Below are 23,206 nucleotides of genomic sequence, written 5' to 3' on the forward strand. Positions count from 1 at the left end.
TTAATCCTCCATTGCCTGTTCTAGTTTCTGGTACTGTAACATCTCTGCGTACCAGCCTTGATTCTGGTCCAATAGCTTATGACGACCTCGTTCAGTAATGTGGCCGTGGTTGAGTACAACAATCTCATCTGCGGCTTGCAATGCTGTTAAACGATGCGCAATCACGATTAAGGCTTGATCACGATAATGTGTTTCAAGGTTCTTCAGAATTTGATGCTCTGTACGCCCATCGACGGCAGACAAAGCATCGTCCAGCACAAGTACTTGAGCATTGAGAAGCATTGCTCGTGCAATCGCAATACGTTGTTTTTGACCGCCTGAAAGAGTAATGCCTTTCTCACCAACTTCGGTATTGTATCCGTCCGGAAACTTTTCAATGTCGTCGTGAATACATGCCAGTTTTGCCGCTCGATACACTTCTTCTTTGGACGCTTTTGGATTTCCTAATGCGATGTTGTCAAAGATCGATTTCGAGAAAAGGAACGGGCTCTGGTTCACCACGGCGAAGCGATTTCGCCATTGTGGTAATAGTGCGTTTTTGATCGACACATCACCAAATTTAATCGAGCCATTCTCCAAGTTGTGCTGACGAAGAAGAAGTGTCAGTAACGTTGACTTACCACTGCCAACGGGGCCTGCAATGCCAAGCATCTTTCCTGGTTCCAGTGTTACATTAATGTCTGCAAGGGCTGGAGGTAGATCAGTCGACCAATAAAACGCATCAATATTAATTTGAAGTGGTAAAGGCTTATCTTGTAATGGAGTGTTCCCACTAACAATTTCAGGTTGCTCATCAAAGATTTCTTGCAGGCGATTCCAAGCCGCCGATCCACGTTCTAATATGTTGAACAGGAAAGCAAACGCCAGCATTGGCCAAATCATTAAGCCGAGATACATAGTGAAAGCGGTTAAGTCACCAAGAGAGATTTCTCCCTTGTCGACAAGATATGCACCCGCAGAAACACTCAGCAAAAACGACACGCCGATAGTAAGTTGAATGACAGGGTCGAAGCGCGCATCCACACGGGCTACGGCGATGTTCTTTGCACCAGTATCGTCAACAACATCCTCAAAACGTTGTTGTTCTTGTTTCTCTAACCCAAAAGCACGCAGCATGCGGACGCCGTTTAACGACTCTTGAGTCATGTCCGACATCGTAGAGAATGCTTCCTGAGCTATACGAAAGCGCTGATGGAGAATTCGTACAATATAGAAAATGATGATGGCAAGAAACGGCATCGGCAGTAATGCCATAACGGTTAGCTTCCAGCTAACTTGGGTCACCATGACGATAAGAACAGCAATACCTGTAATTAATGAGTCCGCAGCAGTGAGAACACCTTCGCCTGCGGTCATTACAATGTTTCTTACATCATTGGTACCACGTGCCATTAAGTCGCCAGTTTTGTAGCGTTCAAAAAAGCGCGGAGGTTGTGTTGAAAGGTGACGGTAAAGCTTATTACGCAGGATAGTGCCTAGTTCCCAACTTGCTCCAAACAGCCAAATGCGCCACAGAATTCTACAGACATATATTGTGATGAATATGGCGGTAAGACCTAACAACCACATAATTAACGTGTTTGTATCTAAAGTGTTATCAACAACACCATCAACGATAACGCCCACCGCTTTTGGCGGTATCAGTTGGAGGACTGAGATCATTGCCAACAGTAAAATTGAGCCTACGTAGTGTTTCCATTTTTGTTTGAAATACCAACGCAGCTGCCAGAAAATTCTCATTACGCCTCCCAACTTAAATTATTGAAATTCTTATGGAACCATTATTGAGCGAAATGGAAAGTTTACAAGCACAAATATTGAGCACAGACAAAAACGATAGATTGTATTGATTTTGAATATATGCTCTACCGAATTACTCGCATTCTTACTGCAACCTGCCAGTGTAACAAGATTATGTGAAATTCATGTTAATTCGGTCTTTTTGGCGCTTTGGCTAAGGTAAGAGCATGAAAGCCTTGCATTTACATTATTCTTGAATATTGAATAGGTCTTGTGGACAAACAATCACTAGAAAGTGTCCAGCACGACTTACGTTGTAGTCGGCTCCGTCTATCGAAACGATGCTTCCCTCTTTTCCGTCATGATTGTTTTGTATGCTTTGATTGATTAAATCGATATTGCGGTAAATTAATCGCTCTAATTCCACTTTGATGGGTAAATAGTTCGCGTTGGTTGACGGGATATTTGAATGCACGATAGTGCCATGCTGGTCTGTAAATAGGGTGATATTACTGCAACGATTAAGCAGAAACTTGAACAAGGTTTCAAACTGAGCTGCGTTGATCTCGTTACGTTTTCTGACGGTGTTGTCCAAACTAATACCAACAATTTTCGTTGTGGTATTATTTTCGCGAATACTCGTGGCACGCGATGTTATCCATCTTGGCCCTTCATCAGTTGAAATACGAAAATCGATTTCGTGAGCACCACCATGTTGAATTAATCGCTCATAAGCCTTATTCATTTCTTCTCGTGATGCGGGGTCGAGCAGACCAAAAAAGTCTTCGTTTGTATTAATGGAAACGCCATAGATACTTTTTACGTTTTCTGAATAGGTTACGCGATTGGTTTTAATGTCCCACTCCCAAGAGACAACTTCAGCATCATTATGATTCAGGTGTACCATATCAATGCTGCTGTCATGATCGGACTGATTAGAGACATCGCCAGTATGTACACCATACTTCAGCCAAACTGGGTCGACGTTAAAGATCTCACTGAGTTTTTCGAGATTGTTGTCGTCTATCTGGCCACCTTTGGTCCACTTATGAACCGCGGCACGCGAGACGCCACTTTGTCTGGCGATTGCGCTTTGTGTAACGGTGGTTGATTCCAGTAGGTGATTCAATCTGGTTGCGAACCCAGTCGTCATTTGATTAACCCTGTAGTGAAAAAGAGCAGTGATTATAACACTGCTCTAACACCTTAGTTACTCATTTATATGATGAAGTATGTCTACAAGCGTTTGTCCCATTGAGATCGTCGTCGCATTTCCGCCCATATCCGGTGTCAAACATTCACCTTGCCGCAGCAACTCTTCAATCGCTTTTAGCAAAACATCATGAACTTCATTGCAACCCAGATGTTGCATCATCATCGCTCCTGCCCAGACTGTCCCAATTGGGTTTGCAATCCCTTTCCCTGCGATATCTGGAGCTGAACCGTGTACTGGCTCGAACATAGAAGGGAAGTTTTTTTCTGGATTAATGTTCGCAGAAGGCGCGATCGCAATCGTACCTGTACAAGCAGGGCCGAGATCCGACAAGATATCCCCAAATAAATTTGAGCCGACGATGACATCGTAATGCTCAGGCTTCTTAACCAGATTCGCCGTAAAGATATCAATGTGGTACTTCTCAACGCCTACTTGAGGGTAGATTTCCGACATGGCTTCTACACGAGCATCCCAGTATGGCATAGAATGGAACAGGCCATTGGACTTGGTTGCGGACGCGAGTTGCTTTCTCGGGCGACTGTTAGCCAGTTCGAAAGCATAGCGCAGGATTCGGTCTGTTCCTTTGCGAGTAAAAATGCTTTGCTGAACGACAATTTCGTCATCCGTGCCTTCAAATTGAATGCCACCGATATTCGAATATTCACCTTCCACGTTTTCACGCACAACATAGAAGTCAATATCCCCAGGTTGCTTACCTGCAAGAGGGCAAGTCACCCCTTCAAACAGGCGAACAGGGCGAAGGTTTACGTATTGTTCGAACTCTCGGCGGATAGGCAACAGCAATCCCCAAAGTGAGATGTGATCGGGTACGCCAGGATAGCCGACTGCGCCTAGGTAAATGGCATCAAATGCTTTAAGTTGCTCGATACCATCGTCAGGCATCATCTTTCCGGTCTTGTGGTAGGTTTCGCAAGACCAGTCGAACTCAGTGAAGTTCAGCTTAATACCATATTTAGCGCATGCGACTTGCAGCGCTTCAACGCCAACAGGGATGACTTCTTGCCCGATGCCATCGCCAGGAATCGTCGCAATGTTAAACTCTTTCATTGAAAGCTCCGTTTTCATTTTCTATTTTGGTTTGAGCAAGTGTTTTAGATTTGGCTTGTGTCTTACAAATCCAGCACAATTCTTTTCGACTTAGCACGAGAAACGCAGATCAACATGGTCTTCTGTTCTTCACGTTCTTCGTCTGTCAGATAGGAGTCACGATGGTCCGCTTCACCCTGTAAAATGGCGGTTTCACAGGTTCCACAGACACCATTGCGACACAAACAATCGACTTTAATCCGTTTATCCGCTTCTAATACCTGAATGATCGACTGGTCTTCGGCGACCTGTAACGTGATGTCAGACTTTTCGCAGTAAACTTCGAAGGATTCTCCTTCTTCTACCTGAACCGTGAATTTTTCATAATGTACGTTGCTGTCGCCAACATATGCAGACGTAAAGTTGATCGTATCGTCAATAAGTGAGTTGGGACCACAAACGTAGAAATGGGTATTTATGTCGTTTTGTTCCGCCAGCTTTTTAATATCCAGACGTTCGCCGCTATCACTTTCATGAGTAACCAGTCGATCTCCCAGTTTCTGCTCTAAGAAATCCAGAAATGCGGCCGATGTGTGATGACGGAAACAGTAATGGAGTTCGTATTTCAATCCACTATTTTCTAGCTGGTGAATGTAAGAAATAAATGGAGTTATCCCTATACCGCCAGCGATAAAGATATGTTTTGCATCGCTATCTTCACTTAACTCAAAAAAATTATTTGGCGGCTCAATTTGTAAAATATCGCCAATTTTGACCGATTCATGCATCAGCTTAGAACCGCCTTTGGAGTTTTGCTCAAGCTGGACTGCGATCGAATATTCTTCCGTGTTAGCAGGAGAGCTGGTTAACGAATACGCGCGCTTTGTATCTGGGTCGATCTGCACGCCAATATGGGCTCCCGCACTGAAAGGCGGGAGTTGGTTTTCTTTTAGTGCTGTAAAAGTGAAGGACTTCACCTGCTCAGTCAACTGTTCTACACCTGTCACTTTCACTTCAATCTGATGCGACATGGCTAACCTCACTTCGTGTTAATACAGATATATTTGGTTTCTAGGTAATCTTCGATGCCGTACTTAGATCCTTCTTTACCTAAGCCTGATTGCTTTACACCACCAAACGGCGCGACTTCGTTCGAGATTAATCCGGTATTTACCCCGACCATTCCGTATTCCAACTTCTCACATACACGATAGATGCGGTTGATATTGTTGGTGTAAACGTAAGAAGCAAGACCAAAAATGGTATCGTTCGCTTTGACGAGAACTTCGTCTTCATCACTAAACTTAATAAGCGTTGCAACGGGACCAAAGATCTCCTCATGGACGATGTTCATCTCATCGGTGACGTTGGTCAGTACTAAAGGAGCGATGTACCTTTCACCTTCTGGAAGTGAATGATGACTGTTGGCAAGGGATGCGCCTTTCTCTAGCGCGTCCTTAACCAGTGAGTTGATGTCATCAACTGCTTTCGTTGTGATCATTGGGCCGATATTGGTATCACTCTCTAAACCATTACCGACACGCAGCGCATTGACTCGGTCTAACAGTTTATCTGCAAATTTGTCATGTACGGATTCGTGTACATAAATACGATTCACACATACACAGGTTTGACCGCCGTTACGAAACTTCGCCACCATTGCACCGTCGGCTGCGTCATCAAGATCAGCATCCTCGAAGACAATAAACGGAGCATTGCCGCCAAGTTCCATAGAGGTCTTTTTAACAGTGCTGGCACATTGTTCCAGTAAAGTTCGACCAACGGGGGTCGAACCAGTAAACGAGAACTTAGCAATACTTGGGTGAGTGGTTAACTGTTTCCCAATAGCTCGTGAATTACCAGTGACAACGTTGAATACACCTGCTGGAATACCAGCGCGTAGTGAAAGCTCTGCCAACGCCAATGCGGTGAAAGGTGTCTCGGTTGCTGGCTTAACAACAATGCTGCATCCTGCTGCCAGAGCTGGTGCGGCTTTACGAGTGATCATTGCCGCTGGAAAATTCCAGGGCGTGATAGCACCACACACTCCGATAGGCTGTTTTATGGTCATTAAACGGTTTGACGCGATCGTTTGCGGAATCACATCACCATAAATACGTTTGCCTTCTTCGGCGAACCACTCAATAAAAGAGGCGGCGTAATGAATTTCTCCCACAGCTTCCGCCAATGGTTTTCCTTGCTCACATGTCATGATGTATGCAAGGTCATCACAGTGCTGCTCGATAAGGTAAAACCATTTCATTAAGGTTTTACTTCTTTGTTTTGCCGTTAGTGACTTCCACTTTCCCATGGCTTGTTCGGCCATTTCGATACTACCGATCACCGCCGCTTCTGATAGCTTCGGAACAGTACCTATTTTTTCTCCTGTGGCTGGATTCGTCACCACAATGTCTTCATCTGAGTTAATCCATGAGCCATTAATAAAAGCGGCTTGTTTGAATAGTTCAGTGTCTTGCAAGTGTTGGTTAAAACTCATTATTTTTCTCCAAGATGTGCGTCTGCGACTAATTTGTGGAAGAAGGCAATACCGTGCTCGCTTAAACCTGAGCGAGTTTTATCAGCCATGACTCGACCTTGACCTCGGTAGCCACGAGATGTTAGGCCTTTTTGAACGCTTTCAACCAAACGCAAATCTTCAGGTCGGAATACGTTCTCATACCAGTCGACCAAACGTTTTTGATCATCGGTAAGTACATCATTCAAGAAGTAGATATCGTAGAACTGTAGGGTTTCACCAGCACTGACAGGGAATTCGTAAATGACAGTCATAAAGTCTCCGCCTGGAGGCATGTTGAACATCGTGCAAGGCCATAACCAGAAACCGAAGAATTTAGGGTCCGTCAACGATTCATCGAATTGGTATGATGAATCCGATGGTTTAGCTTTACCGATCTGTACTGACCAGTTCTTCTTAAACTCATGTTCGTATTGACCCACATCCACCGAGTCTGCGAAACTGACGTGGTTGGTAGGGCAGTGGTAGCATTCAATGTAGTTGTCTACGATAGATTTCCAGTTCGCAGGCGTTTGGCTGACAAAGCGGGCAGCACGTTTCAGCTCCTTGACTGACGGACAAGCTTTGAACACTTCTTCTTCTAAACCGGGCAATTGTTCGCTGATTGGCTTTGGGTCATGACTTAGATTGACAAAAATGAAGCCCGCGTATTCCGTTACATGAAATGGTACTAGACTTGCCAAGTCTTTATCGAAATTGTTTACGTTCTCGCAGTTAGTTGCGTGTACCAACTCGCCATCCAATTTAAACGCCCATGCGTGGTAAGGGCAGGTGATAACATTTTTCGCTTTTCCTGATTCCTCAGAGATCAACTGATGACCGCGGTGAGGGCAGACGTTGTAGAACCCGCGCAGAATATCATCTCTCCCGCGAACAATAACTAAGCTCTCTCCAATTATTTCGCGTTTGATAAATGCATTTTTTTCTCGAACTTCACTGGAATGGGCGACGCATATCCATGAATTGGCAAAAATGACTTCTTTCTCTGTCTCAAATACTTCTTCACTTGTGTAGTAACGAGCTGGAATGGTCCATGCGTTATCAATGTCTTCGTGGTGTTCTTTTTTTATCGTTTTTGTAAATTTCATCGCTCACTTCCTTTTGTTAACTATTGGTTGACAGAAATGTATAGTAAGTTCTGATTTTTCACAAACTTTAAATCATGATTTAGATCACATTGTGTTAACAATGATAAATATTTTTCTAGTGATAATTTTGATTTACTCTGTGTTTTACGGACAGAGAGTTGTTCATATTGTTGATTTTACTTATATTTAAATATAATCGTTAATGTTAAACATGTGTTTTTTTTGTGTTAACTATGTATTCATTCCGGGTTGACATTAGTGGGTAATACGTAAATAGTGTTACCTGTTAGTTGACATGTATAGGCAATGCTAAGGAGAGTAAATGTGAGTACTACATCGCGAGCTAATATTGATTACAGCTTGTTTATTCCCGCTGTAATTATTGTTTTAAGTAGCTGCTTTTTTTTGGCGATAGCGCCAGAGAAAGGGGAAGCTATTATTTCCACACTATTCAATTGGACGACGTCTAACTTTGGCTGGCTCTATCTGATGATCGGTCTGCTCTGTTTCTTCGCTATGCTGATTATGGCCTTGACTAAAATTGGCAACATTAAGTTAGGAAGAGCAGAAGATGAGCCTGACTTTAGTAAAACATCGTGGATTGCGATGTTGTTTTGTGCCGGAATAGGCATTTCATTATGTAACTGGGCTTTTATCGAGCCTATATACATAATGGATTCACCGCCTTTGAACATAAGTAAGGGTACTGCAGAAGCAATAGAATGGGGGGCAATGTATCCATTTTTGCACTGGGGCATTGTGCCTTGGTCAATCTACCTCCTGCCTGCAGTACCGATGGCATATATCTTCTATGTTCGCCGAATCCCAGTCATGCGTTTCAGCGAAGCATGTCGCCCATTGCTAGGTAAAAGAGTTGACGGTCCGATAGGTCGCTTAGTTGATATCATTGTTATTCTTTCGATTGTCGGTGCTGTAGGGACTTCACTAGGACTATCCGTTCCTTTAGTTACAGAACTACTAGGTGAATCGTTTGGGTGGGGTGACTCATTTGGGCTTCAGTTAGGGGTACTTGCCGTTTGGATATTGATGATAGGCTGGTCTGTATATAATGGTTTAGGCAAGGGTATCCAGATCCTTTCTAACATTAATATGGGTCTCGCGATGGTATTGCTTGTATTTGTATTTTTAGTAGGACCAACCTTATTCATCTTACAGTTAGGTTCAAATAGTTTAGGCTTGTTCTTGGATAATTTCTTCCGCATAAACACTTGGACATCGCCAATTAAACACAGCAGTTTCCCAGGAAGCTGGACGATTTTCTACTGGGCTTGGTGGGTGGCTTACGCTCCGATGATGGGTATCTTCGTCGCTAAGATCTCCAAAGGGCGAACCATCAGAGAGTTCATTCTCAATGGTGTACTTTGGGGCTCTGCAGGTACATGTGTTTTCTTTGCAGTATGGGGTGGCTATGCGCTCAATTTAGAACACACTGCAACGATGCAAATATCGCAAATTTTAACGGAAGGTGGCATCCCAGCGGCGGTAACGGCGATAGTAAAAGCGTTGCCATACAGCACTGTTGTATTACCTGTGTTTGTCGCGTTGTGTTTTGTTTTTTTAGCCACAACGGTAGACTCATCGGCATATACATTGGCAATGGTGACGTCGAGAAAGCTTGGTATGGAAGAAGAACCGACTCGATTGAATCGAATGTTTTGGACATTGAGTTTAGCGGTAGTAGGTGTTGGCCTGCTATCTGTGGGAGGCTTGAAAGCGGCGCAAACGTCGACCTTGGTGGTTGCACTGCCAATGTTACCAGTGATGGTGATTATGGTTGCGTCACTATTCAAGATGGTGAAGGAAGACTTCCCTGAAGAGTTAGGGGTCAATGCAATCACCTTTAAGCCGCCAACTGCAATGGTTTCAAAAGAAGTATAATAATAAAACTAATCTTTGAAATCGTAACTAAAAAAACCGCCTATTTCAACTAGCCACAAAGCCCCAAAAATTGTTTTGGGGCTTTTTACGTTATGAAAGTTACACTCGGTTATCACCGGTGCTAAATGCGATGATTTGACTGATTTCTGTTAAGCTTCGACCGCTTTCTTGATGCCACTGCATAAACGCTTTTGTGGTGGCATCCAGTGATTTCTTGGTGTCTTTACCGCCTTCTATGATCTTGCAGTTTCTAAGGTAAGCCTCTACGTCGTTAGACAGAATGAACGTATCTGCGCCCATTTGGCGTAAAGTGTATGGACCGGTGTTACCACCTAAGCGATTGCCATGTTTTTTCAGGTAAGCCCAAAGCTCAGTGATTTTTTCCTGAGGCCAGTCAGCCACCATTTTACCGAATGATCCGTATTCGATTGCGGCTTCATGGATCATGCGAGCGTTAGCCGGAATCGACATCACTTTAGCATGATGACGAATAATGCGTTCGTCAGTCGACTTGGCTTCCCATTGCTCGTCTGACAGCATAAGTAAAGGTTCTATCTTGAAGCCAAAAAAGACTTCTTCAAAGCTAGGCCATTTTTTACGTACAACACTCCAGGATATTCCGCTCTGAAATACTTTCATTGAAAATGCTGCTAACCAACGGTCGTCTGGAATCGCTGCTATTTCTTCTTTACTTAAAGGGGGAGTAAGTAGCGATTCAAGTTGGTTTGCACCGCCTTTACGTTCCGCTGCGCGTTGATAAATAGCGTCAAATTTTTCGATACTCATAAAAGAAGTTAGCCTTAGTTGATGTCGATGTTTGGCAAACATACTACGCTTAAGTGGCTGAATCGTAAATTCATGGAGTGTCACAAATGAAGAAGGTCACAATAACGTTTGTTGGAGAAGGTTCGGAGCGTATCGCAGATAAATTTTACTCTTGGTTAGCTGATGGCGGATTAGAAGACAGCATAATTGAGACGCTGTCGGATAGAGAAGTCTCAGTGGTTGGCATTAGCGATATGGATAATGAAACAAGAGACGTCGTCATCACGACTGAGTTGAATTAATGCCTAATGAGATAAAACAAAGCCCTTAATAAAGGGCTTTGTGCGTTTGGAAGAGCATTCGTTTGAGAGATAAAGTCTAGTGATGAACCAGTGTTAAACCACTTGGAAGAGCGTCACCAAAGACTCGTTTCGATTCGCTTTCTGAGAGTTCTTTTACTTCTTCAACCAACGAAACCCAAGAGTCAGGTACTTTACTCTGTTTCAGCTTCGTCAGAATCTGCTCGCGGTAGTCATCTGAAATATCGAACAATCGGTCTCCCGTTTTGCGACAAATCATGACTGCAGCAAACGCGATCATCGGTTCTTTTTGCCAGTTTTGAGCCAGCAGTTTTGGAAGCCACTGTTCCGCCTGTTCACGTGGAATAACATTGTGTTGGCTGCCGTAAAGCGGTGTTCGTGACGCAAGCCGACCCATTGCCCACCAGTGAGCTTGCTGGAATTGATTGAGGTTGATGGCTTTACTCAGGAACCACGTTGCCAGCAATACTTTATCTTCCACTTCCAGATGTTCAAGAGAAGCAGACAAACGCACCATGGATTCATAACCCATTTCTTGTGCTACTTTGGCTGATTGCGGATTCTTCATCGCACCAGGGTGCAAGTACTTGGCGATGTCTGCCAGAATCGTCTCTTGCTGCTCTTGGCTAAGTCCTCCGGCAATACGGCGCCAGAAAACCCACCAGTCTGTCCAACCTTGATGGTTCTTAAACTGAATGTCTTGTTGGTAAAGGCCCCATACTTGCTCGATACGCCAGGAATCAGTCGCATCTCCAAAACCAGGGCGCAGGGCAAAGCCTGCAAGACGAAGCCAGTTTTTCTCATGTTGCTCTGAGCGGCGGCGACGTTTTCTACCCTGAGCAAATGCATCAAACAGCTGACGCAGAGTAGTGAAGTCCCAGTCGTCACGCTTGCCAAGCTTTTTCTCGAGATCTTTAGCTAACGTTTTGATCTCTGCACTGTCTGCACTTTTCTTGTTACCACTGTAAAGACGGGCAATCAGCTCTTTACATTCGTTCAATCGCGGATGAAGCTGTATTTCTTCGCTGTCGTCTGCTCGCTTATTACGAACTTCAAACTCTAATTTCCAGCGTTTACTGTCGTCTTCTGCACTGACACATTCCATTTTCAATGTGCCTACTTCTGTCAATTGACAAGCAAGTAGTACCTCAACACGCTCTTTCTGGTTTGCATGCAGCTCAGCACCTTCACCTTCTAATGTGGTGATGTAAGGCGGAAGTGGTGCAAATAAGTCAGGATCGACATCAACCATCACACCGTTTTGAATAGCCATGTTGTTTGTCAGTGTGTCATGGGTCGAAGTCAGCAGATTGAAGCGAACAGGTTCACCTAATGTCAGTGAGAATCGACGCCCGCTGAGACGAATTTCATGACCTTCTTCTGTTCCCTTAGCAAGCAGACATAGGGCTTTACCCATTTTATTTTTCTCTTGCAAGTGCAGGAAGTAAGAACGAGCGGCACCACCACCGATTTTTAGTTGTGCTCCCCGGCGCGCTTTACCAAAAGCAACAGCACCAAGTGCGACTGACCAGTCAGGATGAGGGTTATCCAACACGGTCACTGGTTCGCCACGCCAGTTAGAAAGTAGGGTAGTGACACGTTGTGTGACAAGGTCACTATTAAATACGCCGCCGTTAAGTAATAAGCCAACCGGAATCGCGTTCTGTGCTTCATCTTCAATGCCAAGCGCTGCACGAGATACTTGCTGATGTTGAGATAAGAACTCAGCAACGTGTTTACTCACCGCTGGGTCTACAACGTAAGGAAGTCCGAACTCTACTACCGCACTACGGCGTTTGTCTGGTATTTCATTAAAATCTGAAAGCGGGAAGAAACCATCAAGCGCAATTTGGTGAACTTCTTGCTTACTTAGCGCAATACTCTTGGTGCCACCAAGTAGTTTTGAGCCGCTACCAAGCATGGTGATTTTTACGTCTTCTGGTGCACTTGCTGAAAGCAGGTTTTCTTTCGCTTTTCGGGTCTGCTGAATCAGCTTAGTGAGGCTTGCTGCAGTCAGCTTTTTGTTCTGTTCCCCTTTATTTAGAGTAAAGCGACTTTCCGCTAGGTGCGCTAATGCTAAGTCGAGGTTATCACCACCCAGCATAAGGTGGTCGCCGACGCCAATACGGTCTAGGGTCAGTTCTTCTTCATTGAACTTAGCTTCAATTAAACTTAAGTCTGTCGTACCGCCACCCACGTCACAGACAAGGATCAGAGGTAACTCTTTAAGCTCGTCTGCCGCTGTTTGTTGGTGGCGCGCATACCAGTCGTAACATACTGCTTGTGGCTCTTCGAGCAGGACTATTTTATTTAAACCGGCAAGCTCTGCGGCTTCAAGCGTGAGCTTTCGTGCGGTCTCATCAAATGAAGCTGGTACGGTAACCACGACGTCCTGATCTTCTAACTTGTTACTTGGATGACGGTAGTTCCAGGCTTGTCGAATGTGGTTTAGATAACTTGCGCTGGCGATGACAGGCGAGACTTTATCTACGTCTTGCGCACCAGCCCAGGGAAGAATGTCGGAGCTACGATCCACGGCTTGGTGGGAGAGCCAACTTTTCGCACTAGATACCTGACGGCCTTCGACTTTTGCACCTAACTCACGTGCCCATTCACCAATAATGGCATTTTTGATGTCGCCAGAAACAGGCTCGTTTTCCCACGGCAGGGTTAAATCAGAAGAAGAGATTTGCCCGCTAGCAGGATGGTAGCGAAAAGAAGGTAATAGCGGTTTACGAACCACTTCACCAGGACCAATCAGTTGGTCGATGTTAAATAGGGATACTTCGGATTGTTCAAGGTTGTCGGTAATTTCACAGTAGGCTACCACAGTGTTTGTGGTGCCGAGGTCAATACCAACAAGAAAACGAGGAGATGCCATACAAAACCTTTTTCTGCCAAAGTGATGACGGATTCTAATTGTTGTCATTCCCAAGAAGGAGGTACGACTGAGTCGGGAATCTAATCACAGCAGTTTAAAATGAGATTCCCTATATTGTTCGTACCTCAAGGCAGGGAATAACAAAATGATAAAATAACGGCACCCGCTAAGGTGCCGTTGTTTAATTATGCTTCTTCGTTTGAGTCGCTTTTCGCGTCTTCGCGGACATCAAACTCAACATGCCATTTTTGACCGTTATCAGTGGCAATGGCTTCTAGATAAAGCGTACCAAGTTCGGTGACGCGAGAAGCAAGAGTGACAGGAACCACTTCACCTTCACGACGGCCTTCAGATACCGGCAGCGTTACTTGAATTTCTGGTAGCTCTTCCAGCTCTTCCGGAGCCCAGTGGTCAAGATGAGTACCTGCGAGGTCATCACGACGTACTGTCGAACCGAAGAACTGGAAGTTCACTGGTTGGCCGATGATCAAGCCAAACTCTTGGCTTGGTACGTCAACACTTGAACCTTCTTCCATACCGAATGGTGCCACACACAGTGCTTCCATTGGAGGTGCCATGCCCGGAATCGCTGGCATCGCGCTTTCGATACCCACATAGTATGCCGAAGCAATACCACCGCGGATGCGAACACCTTGACCACGACGAACTGAGCCGTAGTAAGCCGCGCCGCTTGCGACTGCAAGATCAAGATCAACGCCAGTCAGGCGTTTAGCCATTTCAGCATCTGCTTCAAGCAACCATTCGTTAATGGTGTCTTCTAAGCGAGAAGCCAATAGCGTTGACTTCAGCACACCACCGTTAAATAGAATAGCGGTTGGTTTGATGAAATCTGCCGATTGAGCAGTGTCAGCGCCCGGCATACCTGGCATATTTGCAAACGGATTGTAGTCTTGCGCTGGTGCAGATTCAGCACCACCTTGCGCATTTGCTTGTTTAGACAAAAACGCGGCAATGTGACGAGTGATACCTGCATCTTGTGCGTAAGGCAGACCCATTTGCGTTAGTGCACCACGGTTACGTTGAACAGGGTGGTCAGTAATTGCAACTTGAGGGAAGAAGCCGTCAACCAAGGTTTGTTGCACTTCTTCTTGAGTTAATTCTGTTTTCAGCGTCGCGCCAAGCAGTTTAGAACCGCGGCTAGGAACAACGATTGGCACAGATTGCATCTCGCTGTCGTTCAGTAGCGCTTCTTTTGCATCACGACATGCGTGCGTCATTGCCTGAACTTGCCACGGCTGCAGCTCTTTGCCTTCTTGCGCTAACTTCATTTTCAGACGGTACGCAAGAGCAAGATCCATGTTGTCACCGCCAAGTAGGATGTGTTCACCTACCGCGATGCGTTTCAGAGTCAGGTTGCCGTCATCTTCGGTTACTTCGACCAATGAAAGGTCGGTTGTACCACCACCGATATCAACCACTAGGACGATGTCACCAACTTCAACTTCATCACGCCATTTGTCGTTGCTGTTATCGATCCAGTTGTATAGCGCAGCCTGAGGCTCTTCTAAAAGCGTCAGATGCACAAAACCAACATTGCGTGCTGCTTCTGCCGTCAAATCGCGTGCTGCTGGATCGAAAGATGCAGGAACGGTAATCGTCACATCTTGATCAGCAAGCTTGTGATTTGGATGAGTGTGGTTCCAAGCGTCTTTTAGATGTTCAAGATAAAGCTCAGTTGCGCGAAGCGGTGATACTTTTTCTACTTCTTCTGGGCTACCGGCAGGAAGGAATGCATCACGACGGTTTACGCCACCGTGGCAAAGCCAGGATTTTGCACTGGCAACCAAGCGGATTGGTGTTTTTGAACCCAGGTTACGAGCAATCGCACCAACCAGTGCTCTAGGCTCGCTAGACCATGGCAGTACGCGAGACTGCGGGTTCATTTCATGTTCGTGTGGTTGATATAGAAACGAGCCTAGTTGGCTGCGAGTTTCTACCGTGCCAGGCGCTGTCAATTGCGGAATAGGCATCACTTCTACACGAGCGCCTTCATCGTGAGCATCAACGAAAGACATCACACAGTGTGTTGTACCTAAGTCGATACCAACGCTGAATTGAGGAGACTGCTGCTCTACAGTCTCTTGAATGTTTTCTTCTTGAGAAATGGTTTCTTGGTTCATGTGTTCCATTACAGCTCAACCTCAGCTGGAGCGATCACTGATGCGTCATAGTTCTCCGCCAGTTTAGGCAAGTTCATAGACGTTGCTTTCCAACCTTTGTGAACGAGTGTTCCGTGGAAAGGCGCGCTACCTGTTACGTTGCCAGTTAAGCGGATTTCTTGCGGGTTGAAGCCTTCTTCAACAGTGATGCGAGTTTCTTCTTCTTCATTACGTACGTTTGCAAGTGTTACGTAATCGTTCAATACTTTTTGACCACCAGTGTGGATTACGCGAGCTGCAGCACCAACTTCTTCATCAGAGAATGAAGTTAAGTCTTCTTTAAGGAAGTCAATCAGGCGAGCTTCTTGCTGCATGAGAGAAAGCAGTTGCATCGCAGAGTCGGTAGAAGCTGTTGCTAATTTAGATTCAACCTCAACCACTTTTTCTACTACTTTTTCTACTTCCACTACTTTTTCAACTTCAACGATCTTCTCGACAGGTTTTTCAACCTCGACGATTTTCTCAACTGGTTTTTCTACCACTTTTTCAATCACTTTGGATTTACGTGATACAGCAACCAAAAGAAGTAACACGCTCGAAGCAGCCAGACCAGCGTGAAGCATATCGAACGTTTGAGGAATTAGGTTCAAATCAATGTTCATGACGTTTTTTCTCTTTCTATTGATTCATTGGTGCATAGGCTCAATGTGTTTATTAAAATGATCGTCTTTGCTATCCAGCACCAAGTTTAGACACTAAAATGATGACGGATGTTAGCATATTCAAGGCTTAACGCTGTAATAATTCGTAAATTTACCGCACGATCAGCGCGAAAAAACAACGATTGGAACTCTCTTTAAAGGTCATCGCTTGTTGGATACATGATATTTCCTCAATTAATGACACTTTCACTCGGTTTTCATTGGCGTTATATATAGCGTCTCTTTACATCATTATATGCATCTATCTGAGTCATCACGTCATAAAATAGCGTTAACACAGTTCAAGCGGTGATTAATTCAGCGAGCAAATTCGAGTTTTACTTGGCATTAAGGTAGAATCTCACGCTTTCAAATCTAAGTTTAGGAATCAAGACAAACTATGAATCATAACCGTATCGTATGCTTCGACTTAGAAATGTGTTGCTGGAACGAGAATGGCGTCGGCCGCACAGGAGAGATCATCGAAGTTGGGTTGGCTGAAATAGATTTGTCCAAAGGTGAGATCGTTAAGCGCGCTCAATACTATGTGAAACCGGAACATGACGAAGTCTCCCTGTTTTGTGCAGAGTTAACGGGAATTACGCCGCGTAAAATAGAGAAACAGGGGCGTCCACTGGAAGAAGTGTTGAAATCCATGGTTAAGAACTTCGGTGGTCGGAACAAGATCTACGCTTCGTGGGGGCGTGATGACAAGATTCTACTCGAAGAGTGCAAGCAAAAAGGGATCGAAGCTCCGTTCACCGAGTTTTTAAATCTCTCGACACTTTATCGGATACAAAATCGTCTAAAAGAGAAACGTATCGGCCATCGGGCAGCTCAAGAAGCAAAAGGTATTGACTGGGAAGGCCGCCAGCACTCTGGTTACGTTGACGCTTATAACTTAGCGAAGCTCGCACTGAAAATGCTTTGAGCACTAACGCAGAAATATTTGTCAGTAAGAATTAGGTTTGTAACGATTATTTAATCCAAAAGTTGTTGTTCTGTCATGTAAGGTCGTTAACTTGGATCCTGTCAAACAAATACACACCTTGACCAGTATTAATAACAACAAGTTGGCTTTTATGTAAAAACGCGCTCTGATGCGCGTTTTTTTATTTGTTTTACTTGAATGTAATTACTGTGATTGGAGCTTCGCGCGGATGAAGTCACGGTGGTCGACATACAACAACTCAGCGGTTTTGCGGATCACTGCATCTTCGAGTGGATCAATTTCCCCATCGGCATACGCCACTTCCCACATACTCTTTATCAAGCTGTAACGGGTTTCTTGAGTCAGCTCTCTGAGTTGAGAGGTAAAGTCGTACAAAGACGTCGCATCTTTTGTTTTTCGTGTGGCTTGTTCAAGTAAAAGCGTTGCCTCTTCAGCGCTCAATGACAGCAATTTCATCAGCAATGAATGTTTCGTTTCTTGCTCTTTTTCATCAACTTTATGGTCGGCACCAGAAACTTCGCAGAGCAGGCAGGCAATTGCCATGTTTGGAGATAAAGTATTGGTCTGCGTTAAATCGGAACCATCCAGAAGCTGCTTAAATAGAGAGGTAAGAGAATTGAACATATTGAACACCACGCTGTTTACTATGTAGTTAAGATGGTCACTGATGTTGGAAATCTCAAGGTCTTGTGGCCGAAATGAAACATCCTTTGACAATATATTTACGTAATTAGGCTTATCTGAGTTCAATTTTCGTCCAGATTTAAATCGCCTGCTGGCTATGCCTGTATCTTAGTTGGCGGGAAATGAATTTCTTGGTTGTTTCCGGTTAATATACTGATTTGAAGCGGCTTACCGTCCTCATCGAGATGTAACTCACCGATCGCACTGTGGTTAACTAAACGGTAGAAATTGTGTGTACTCGGTGCTCGCTTATATATCTTGAGACGTTTACGTTTAGTAAACCAGTTCAAAGGCGAACGAGGGCTGTACAGCATTCTATCGAGTGCGTCACAGACGGTCAGTAGCCTTGTTGGAAATTGATTTTTAATACCGCTGCACGTGATTTGATAGATATTCGGACTGTTTTTTCGGTAGCGTAATTTGATGTCGTAGGCAAAGGAGTAGTGGACATCACCGGACAAAATAACAAAGTTCGTTGGCGTTTTAGTGTGTGTAAAGATACTAACGAGTGTATTAGCACTACCCGGATGAGCCATCCAGTTTTCTGCATCGACCAATAATGGTTTGCCGAACATGGTAAACACACGTTGCAGAGATTCGATAAATTTCACACCAAACATAGGCGCAGCAGAAACGATAATGACTTTGTTTTCATGGACGAGCTCTTGGTGAAACTCAATCAATGCTTCCCAGTCCATTAATCCGGATGGTTTGTTCATCTTCGACTCAGATCGCCAACGACGAGTTCGGGTATCTAATACGACAACTTTAGGTGAGGTCGGGATGGTGTAATGCCAGTTTTCGAAGCGATACAGATATTGAATCAGAGTATCTTGGGATTCAGTTGAGCCTTGTTCAACAAACTCATTTATAAGGCTCATAAATTGGTCGTCGAATTTCTCCGGCGAGTTACCCCAACCCTGACAGAACCAATACGCGATAAGACTGTTGCCGATTATGCGCTTGGCAAAACGGTTGCTGTACGCTGCGTGTTCCCAACCTATAGTCAGGTTCCAGTCATCAGTGACATCGTGATCATCGAAAATCATATAAGTGGGGATGTGAGCAAGAAGGCGCTGAACGCGGTCTAGCCCTTCGACGAATTTATCTATTTGAACCTTTTCATCCCGCCATTGCTGTTGCCAGTTAGGATCTAATGTGTTGCCACCGACGTCAAACTTTTGGTCCAGCAAACGGTCTCGTTTTATCAGCGTCCATAACGTCGGTGACCAAACCAGTAAGTACATGGCAAAGCATTCTGCGAAACTGATCAGGTGATTCTCACACTCTTTAGAGCTAAAAATAGGTGCTCCACGGTGAGGGAAGAATTTACTTAGCAGACTTCCGTCATCAACGTAATGTGGCAGCAATTTATCGCGGCCATAATAACAGGCTGGATGTTGATAAAGCGATATGGTGTCTGAAATTGGCGCGTCTTCGAACTGTTCGTCCGGTAAACCAAGTAATTTGATTATTTGCTCAATTGCATCCAAAGTAGGCCCGGCAACGTGGTCTACGTAAATCTGGTCGCCGCTCATAATCAGCATATCCGGACGTGAGTCTAGATTTTGACATGCTAATTTCGCATCCGCCGCAACTAATGCGTCTTCACTGAAGTGATGTGGGTTACGACAAGAGCCGTGAAGGACGTAATCTGCCTTCTTACTGATTAAAAATTCGATTCCTTTATGGGCTTGATCATCTTGCTCGTAGTTTAAATGAGGTAAAAGATCGGTCAGCAATCCATCTTGCGTGTGGAGCTGGTATCGAAGAGCTCGATGTGCCGGGAAATCTGCTTTTAAAGACAGTAAACAAACCCACGCTTGTTGGCCAACCTGAAGTTGGGTGAGTTGCGCAAGATCCTCTGAATAATAAGAAACATCAGAAGTTGCATCGATTACCTCTATCAAACCTTGTAAAGGCTTTGTTGTGACCAGCCACAGATTGACTTCTGCGGTAGTCACTTTTCGGAGTATCGGTCCCGCTATGACAAGAGGAAGGTTAGGGCGTTGGGTACTGTCTAACGATGCAGCCAAATTGGTTCCTTATTTATCTGATATTTCTAATACTTCTATTACTTGTGAGCTACTCAGTTCGTGACCTACGAGAAATAAACCTAACATGGCGTCTGCCTTCGAAACGTTATCGCAGTCTTCATCCAGAATTTGTTGTAGTCGGGTGCGGATTAGGTCAATTTCATGGTCAACAAAACCACGCCCTTCATCCTCTCCCTGACACTCTTCTGGCGCATTATCGAAGTTCAAAAATAGCAAATTGCCGTCAAGGTGCGTTTCCACCAATCTTTCTGGTAGCCACGCTTCTCCCATAACAATATCTGGGTCTGTGTTGGTCGGCAAATTATTGAGGATGGAAATGAGTTCTGATGCTTTCACTTTTACTTCGTTATAGTTAACTTTAACCTAGGCTAAAAAGTCTATTTCTTAGTGACGATATGTTTACTTAATTGGCATATTACGGTTTAGTAACTCATTCTATTACAAAGAAATATGATGCCACTTTATCAAGGTGCCTGACTCATACTGTCACGTACAAGACAACATTTCATATTGTATCGACTAAAATCGAAAGAACATAAGCTTAAAATCGCAATTGACCAACGATTGCCTCTTTCTCAACCAACTTGATTGATAACTCATGAAGAGATTGAAACGAGTCTTACTGACTCTGCCCTTAGTCGTCACAGCATTTACTGCTCATACTGCCCAATCCAACGAAGAACAAACATGGGGGATAGCAGTCATGTACCGGACTGCATCGATTCCATTCTACACCCCAAATGACGATTCGACCGTTAGCACTCTGATACCGATGATGTTTTTTGAAAATGAACATTTTTATCTTAATGGCATGGAAGGAGGGGTGTTTTTATTCAATAAAGATGAATCTGACTGGCAAGCTAGTGTTATTGCGCGGATGCGTTTTGTCGATATTCCAAAGTCTGTACAGAATGCCTTTGAAGGTGACCGTGTCGATGTGGGTGGCCAGCTTCGATATAATTTCGACGAAAACTGGCGAGCAGAATTGGAAGTGATGACGGATGAGGACTTTCAATTTCATTCTAACTACCGCATCGCAGCGAACTACGAACTGGGCAATTGGGAACTAGCCCCATCCTTTACGCTTCGTTATAAAGATGCTGATTTTAATAGTGAGTATTACGCATTTAAGGTGTTAACTAACGAAAGTATCGGTGCTGGGGTTGATGCCAACTTGAGACTAAAAGCCCGTTACCACGTCACATCTAACCTGTATTTATTAGGCGAAACCAGTATAACTCGCTTGGATAGTGAGGCTTACAACAGTCAACTCGTTGAAGATCGATATCAAGGGGAAGTGTTCTTAGGATTTGGGTTCTTTAACGATAAAGGAACAGAGCGCAAGACTGGCCTGAGTAATCGTTCCTATCTGCGCATCGCTCATGGCTGGGCAACACCTTCCAATATGGGGGAGATTTTCCGTTTAGACCGAGTAAAGGATGAATACAACAATCAACTAACGTCACTATTTTATGGGTATCCTTTGACTGATGACTTGTTCGACTTGCCTCTGGATATTTATCTGACACCTGGTCTGGTTCATCACTGGTCATCAGAAGTACAGTCTTCCAGCACCGAATATGTCATGGCAATCAAGGCTTACTATACTTTTGATTGGCCGATAACGTGGCGCTTTGGTTTCGCAGAGGGCATGTCATATATTGATAATGTTACCTACATAGAAAGAACCGAGATGGAAGATAAGGGCTACACGCCGAGTCAGCTGCTTAACTATCTCGACGTCTCATTTGATGTCAATGTAGGTGAACTGTTCAACCAAAAAGTCTGGGATAATATGTGGGTCGGTTACTCGCTCCATCATCGTTCCGCGATCTTCGAAAAGGCATCTCAGTTTGGCCGAATCAAGGGTGGAAGTAACTACAATACCATTTACTTCCAATACGATTTTTAGCCGCATTTGTTCGTTAAATTCAGTTGGTTTGTCCGGCAGATTACTTGGATTTCTCTTGGCAGAGAGTAAACACCTTACTGTTTGTATTACTTAAAAGTAAAAGGTCGGATTTGTTGCTAAGCCACTTTTAACTCATGCTATTTGGAATGAAAAAGACAATACAATTATCTCAGTTAAACTTTGTTTACCGTGCCAAAGTCAAATCGGTATGTGAGCCGTTTGATGAATGCGGCGGTCAGAGAAGCATGCACATTGATTCCTCATTCGATATTCAAATCGAAGGTGATAACTGCACAAATGCTGAGTTTGCTAAGCGCTTTTTTGCTGTCCACGGAGAAGGCTATTTAGATAGTGATGGTTGGCTGGTGCTTTATTCTAAGTCTTTAGAAGTCAGTGTAGGAGACAAGCTTGAGATCCCAAGTGACGTTGCTTTCAATGCTTTAATAGACAATATGGTAAAAGAAGCCGAAGAAGTTTTAGAGCAACTCTACGCCGATGCAATCGAAAACATAGAGAAAGAGTTTGGTGATGATACAGAAGGCACGTAATCAAATAGGCGTATTCTAAAATATAAGAATGCGAATGGCATGGAATAAAAAAGGGATGGCAGTTAGCCATCCCTTTTGAATTTGTAAGTTGTGGTCTGCTGATTAAGCTAGAGTTGCTAACTGGCTTTGAGCTTCAGTGATGCCTTTAGTCGCAGCATCTTCACCCATGTTCAATGCTTCTGCGTATACAAATTCAACTTCTGTGATACCAACAAAACCAAGTACAGTGCGTAGGTATGGAGTGATGATGTCTGTTGGCGCGTCTTTGTGGATGCCGCCACGAGTCGTCACTACGATTGCTTTCTTACCTTCAATCAATCCTTGCACGCCAGTTTCTGTGTATTTGAAAGTAACACCTGCACGAGCAATTAGATCAATCCAGTTTTTAAGCTGAGTCGGGATAGTGAAGTTGTACATCGGCGCAGCAATAACCAAAGTGTCTGCTGCTTTCACTTCTTCGATAAGTGTATCTGACAGGTTAACGACTTCTTGTTGCTCTTGAGAAAGATCTTCCGTTGCGCGTAGTGCGGTAGCAACAGTGAAGTCCAAAACAGGAAGTGGGTTAGCAGCTAGATCGCGGACTGTCAGTTTGTCCTGGTCTATATTTTTTGTGAATTCTTCAACCAATTTGTTTGATTGAGAGTAATCGCCAAGGATGCTTGATTTTAGAGCTAGTACACGAGACATAATGGTTATTCCTTAAATAAGTGCTTCAGACTATGTGACGCATTATAAGGGAT

At 44.3% G+C, this 23,206-nt stretch carries 19 protein-coding genes; 5 read left to right on the forward strand and 14 right to left on the reverse strand.

Annotation, left to right across the window (positions count from 1 at the left end):
* The 6 genes from WJM94_RS01985 to WJM94_RS02010 all read right to left on the reverse strand — a co-directional run bounded on the left by WJM94_RS01985 (window position 1) and on the right by WJM94_RS02010 (window position 7,627).
* Window positions 1–1,740, reverse strand: coding sequence for an ABC transporter transmembrane domain-containing protein (locus WJM94_RS01985; RefSeq protein WP_444492564.1), 1,740 nt, complete (start codon window positions 1,738–1,740; stop codon window positions 1–3).
* Window positions 1,741–1,987: 247 nt separating this feature from the next.
* Complete coding sequence (locus WJM94_RS01990) at window positions 1,988–2,893, reverse strand: helix-turn-helix domain-containing protein (RefSeq protein WP_444492565.1); 906 nt, start codon at window positions 2,891–2,893, stop codon at window positions 1,988–1,990.
* Between the two features lie 57 nt (window positions 2,894–2,950).
* Window positions 2,951–4,024 (reverse strand): tartrate dehydrogenase, encoded by a 1,074-nt coding sequence (locus WJM94_RS01995; protein ID WP_444492566.1) that lies wholly within the window; start codon window positions 4,022–4,024, stop codon window positions 2,951–2,953.
* A gap of 62 nt (window positions 4,025–4,086) precedes the next feature.
* Window positions 4,087–5,034: a PDR/VanB family oxidoreductase gene (locus tag WJM94_RS02000; RefSeq protein ID WP_444492567.1), complete on the reverse strand. Its 948-nt coding sequence runs from the start codon at window positions 5,032–5,034 to the stop codon at window positions 4,087–4,089.
* 8 nt (window positions 5,035–5,042) lie between these two features.
* Window positions 5,043–6,500: an NAD-dependent succinate-semialdehyde dehydrogenase gene (locus tag WJM94_RS02005; RefSeq protein WP_444492568.1), complete on the reverse strand. Its 1,458-nt coding sequence runs from the start codon at window positions 6,498–6,500 to the stop codon at window positions 5,043–5,045.
* On the reverse strand, window positions 6,500–7,627 hold the full coding sequence (locus WJM94_RS02010; RefSeq protein ID WP_444492569.1) for an aromatic ring-hydroxylating oxygenase subunit alpha: 1,128 nt from the start codon (window positions 7,625–7,627) through the stop codon (window positions 6,500–6,502). The genes WJM94_RS02005 and WJM94_RS02010 overlap by 1 nt, the downstream gene beginning before the upstream one ends.
* Before the next feature lie 324 nt (window positions 7,628–7,951).
* Between WJM94_RS02010 and WJM94_RS02015 the strand changes: the two genes are divergently transcribed.
* Entirely contained in the window at window positions 7,952–9,526 is a 1,575-nt protein-coding gene (locus WJM94_RS02015) for a BCCT family transporter (RefSeq protein WP_444492570.1), read from the forward strand.
* 99 nt (window positions 9,527–9,625) lie between these two features.
* Here the strand turns inward: WJM94_RS02015 and WJM94_RS02020 are convergent, their stop codons facing one another.
* On the reverse strand, window positions 9,626–10,312 hold the full coding sequence (locus tag WJM94_RS02020) for a DNA-3-methyladenine glycosylase I (RefSeq protein WP_444492571.1): 687 nt from the start codon (window positions 10,310–10,312) through the stop codon (window positions 9,626–9,628).
* A gap of 86 nt (window positions 10,313–10,398) precedes the next feature.
* On the opposite strand from WJM94_RS02020, the gene WJM94_RS02025 reads away from it, so the two are divergent.
* Window positions 10,399–10,593, forward strand: a complete 195-nt coding sequence (locus tag WJM94_RS02025; protein ID WP_444492572.1) for a hypothetical protein — start codon at window positions 10,399–10,401, stop codon at window positions 10,591–10,593.
* 76 nt (window positions 10,594–10,669) lie between these two features.
* On the opposite strand, the gene WJM94_RS02030 is transcribed toward WJM94_RS02025, so the two are convergent.
* From WJM94_RS02030 to WJM94_RS02040, 3 genes are all read right to left on the reverse strand, one after another.
* Window positions 10,670–13,492, reverse strand: coding sequence for an Hsp70 family protein (locus WJM94_RS02030; protein ID WP_444492573.1), 2,823 nt, complete (start codon window positions 13,490–13,492; stop codon window positions 10,670–10,672).
* Between the two features lie 185 nt (window positions 13,493–13,677).
* Window positions 13,678–15,642 (reverse strand): Hsp70 family protein, encoded by a 1,965-nt coding sequence (locus WJM94_RS02035; protein WP_444492574.1) that lies wholly within the window; start codon window positions 15,640–15,642, stop codon window positions 13,678–13,680.
* Entirely contained in the window at window positions 15,642–16,274 is a 633-nt protein-coding gene (locus WJM94_RS02040; protein ID WP_444492575.1) for a DUF2760 domain-containing protein, read from the reverse strand. The genes WJM94_RS02035 and WJM94_RS02040 overlap by 1 nt, the downstream gene beginning before the upstream one ends.
* 439 nt (window positions 16,275–16,713) lie before the next feature.
* Here WJM94_RS02040 and WJM94_RS02045 point away from each other — a divergent pair, with 439 nt between their 5' ends.
* Window positions 16,714–17,244, forward strand: coding sequence for an exonuclease domain-containing protein (locus WJM94_RS02045; RefSeq protein WP_444492576.1), 531 nt, complete (start codon window positions 16,714–16,716; stop codon window positions 17,242–17,244).
* 204 nt (window positions 17,245–17,448) lie between these two features.
* On the opposite strand, the gene WJM94_RS02050 is transcribed toward WJM94_RS02045, so the two are convergent.
* The 3 genes from WJM94_RS02050 to WJM94_RS02060 all read right to left on the reverse strand — a co-directional run bounded on the left by WJM94_RS02050 (window position 17,449) and on the right by WJM94_RS02060 (window position 20,342).
* Window positions 17,449–17,889 (reverse strand): TerB family tellurite resistance protein, encoded by a 441-nt coding sequence (locus WJM94_RS02050; RefSeq protein WP_444492577.1) that lies wholly within the window; start codon window positions 17,887–17,889, stop codon window positions 17,449–17,451.
* 155 nt (window positions 17,890–18,044) lie between these two features.
* Window positions 18,045–19,985, reverse strand: a complete 1,941-nt coding sequence (locus tag WJM94_RS02055; protein ID WP_444492578.1) for an alkaline phosphatase D family protein — start codon at window positions 19,983–19,985, stop codon at window positions 18,045–18,047.
* Between the two features lie 9 nt (window positions 19,986–19,994).
* Window positions 19,995–20,342, reverse strand: coding sequence for a hypothetical protein (locus WJM94_RS02060; RefSeq protein ID WP_444492579.1), 348 nt, complete (start codon window positions 20,340–20,342; stop codon window positions 19,995–19,997).
* Between the two features lie 262 nt (window positions 20,343–20,604).
* Here WJM94_RS02060 and WJM94_RS02065 point away from each other — a divergent pair, with 262 nt between their 5' ends.
* Both WJM94_RS02065 and WJM94_RS02070 read left to right on the forward strand, forming a co-directional pair.
* Window positions 20,605–21,918, forward strand: a complete 1,314-nt coding sequence (locus WJM94_RS02065) for a MipA/OmpV family protein (RefSeq protein WP_444492580.1) — start codon at window positions 20,605–20,607, stop codon at window positions 21,916–21,918.
* 146 nt (window positions 21,919–22,064) lie between these two features.
* Entirely contained in the window at window positions 22,065–22,466 is a 402-nt protein-coding gene (locus WJM94_RS02070; RefSeq protein ID WP_444492581.1) for a hypothetical protein, read from the forward strand.
* A 102-nt stretch (window positions 22,467–22,568) separates the two neighbouring features.
* On the opposite strand, the gene WJM94_RS02075 is transcribed toward WJM94_RS02070, so the two are convergent.
* Complete coding sequence (locus WJM94_RS02075) at window positions 22,569–23,153, reverse strand: FMN-dependent NADH-azoreductase (RefSeq protein ID WP_444492582.1); 585 nt, start codon at window positions 23,151–23,153, stop codon at window positions 22,569–22,571.
* Between the last annotated feature and the right edge of the window lie 53 nt (window positions 23,154–23,206).

It is taken from the genome of Vibrio sp. YIC-376 (assembly GCF_052353105.1).
Lineage (GTDB): Bacteria > Pseudomonadota > Gammaproteobacteria > Enterobacterales > Vibrionaceae > Vibrio.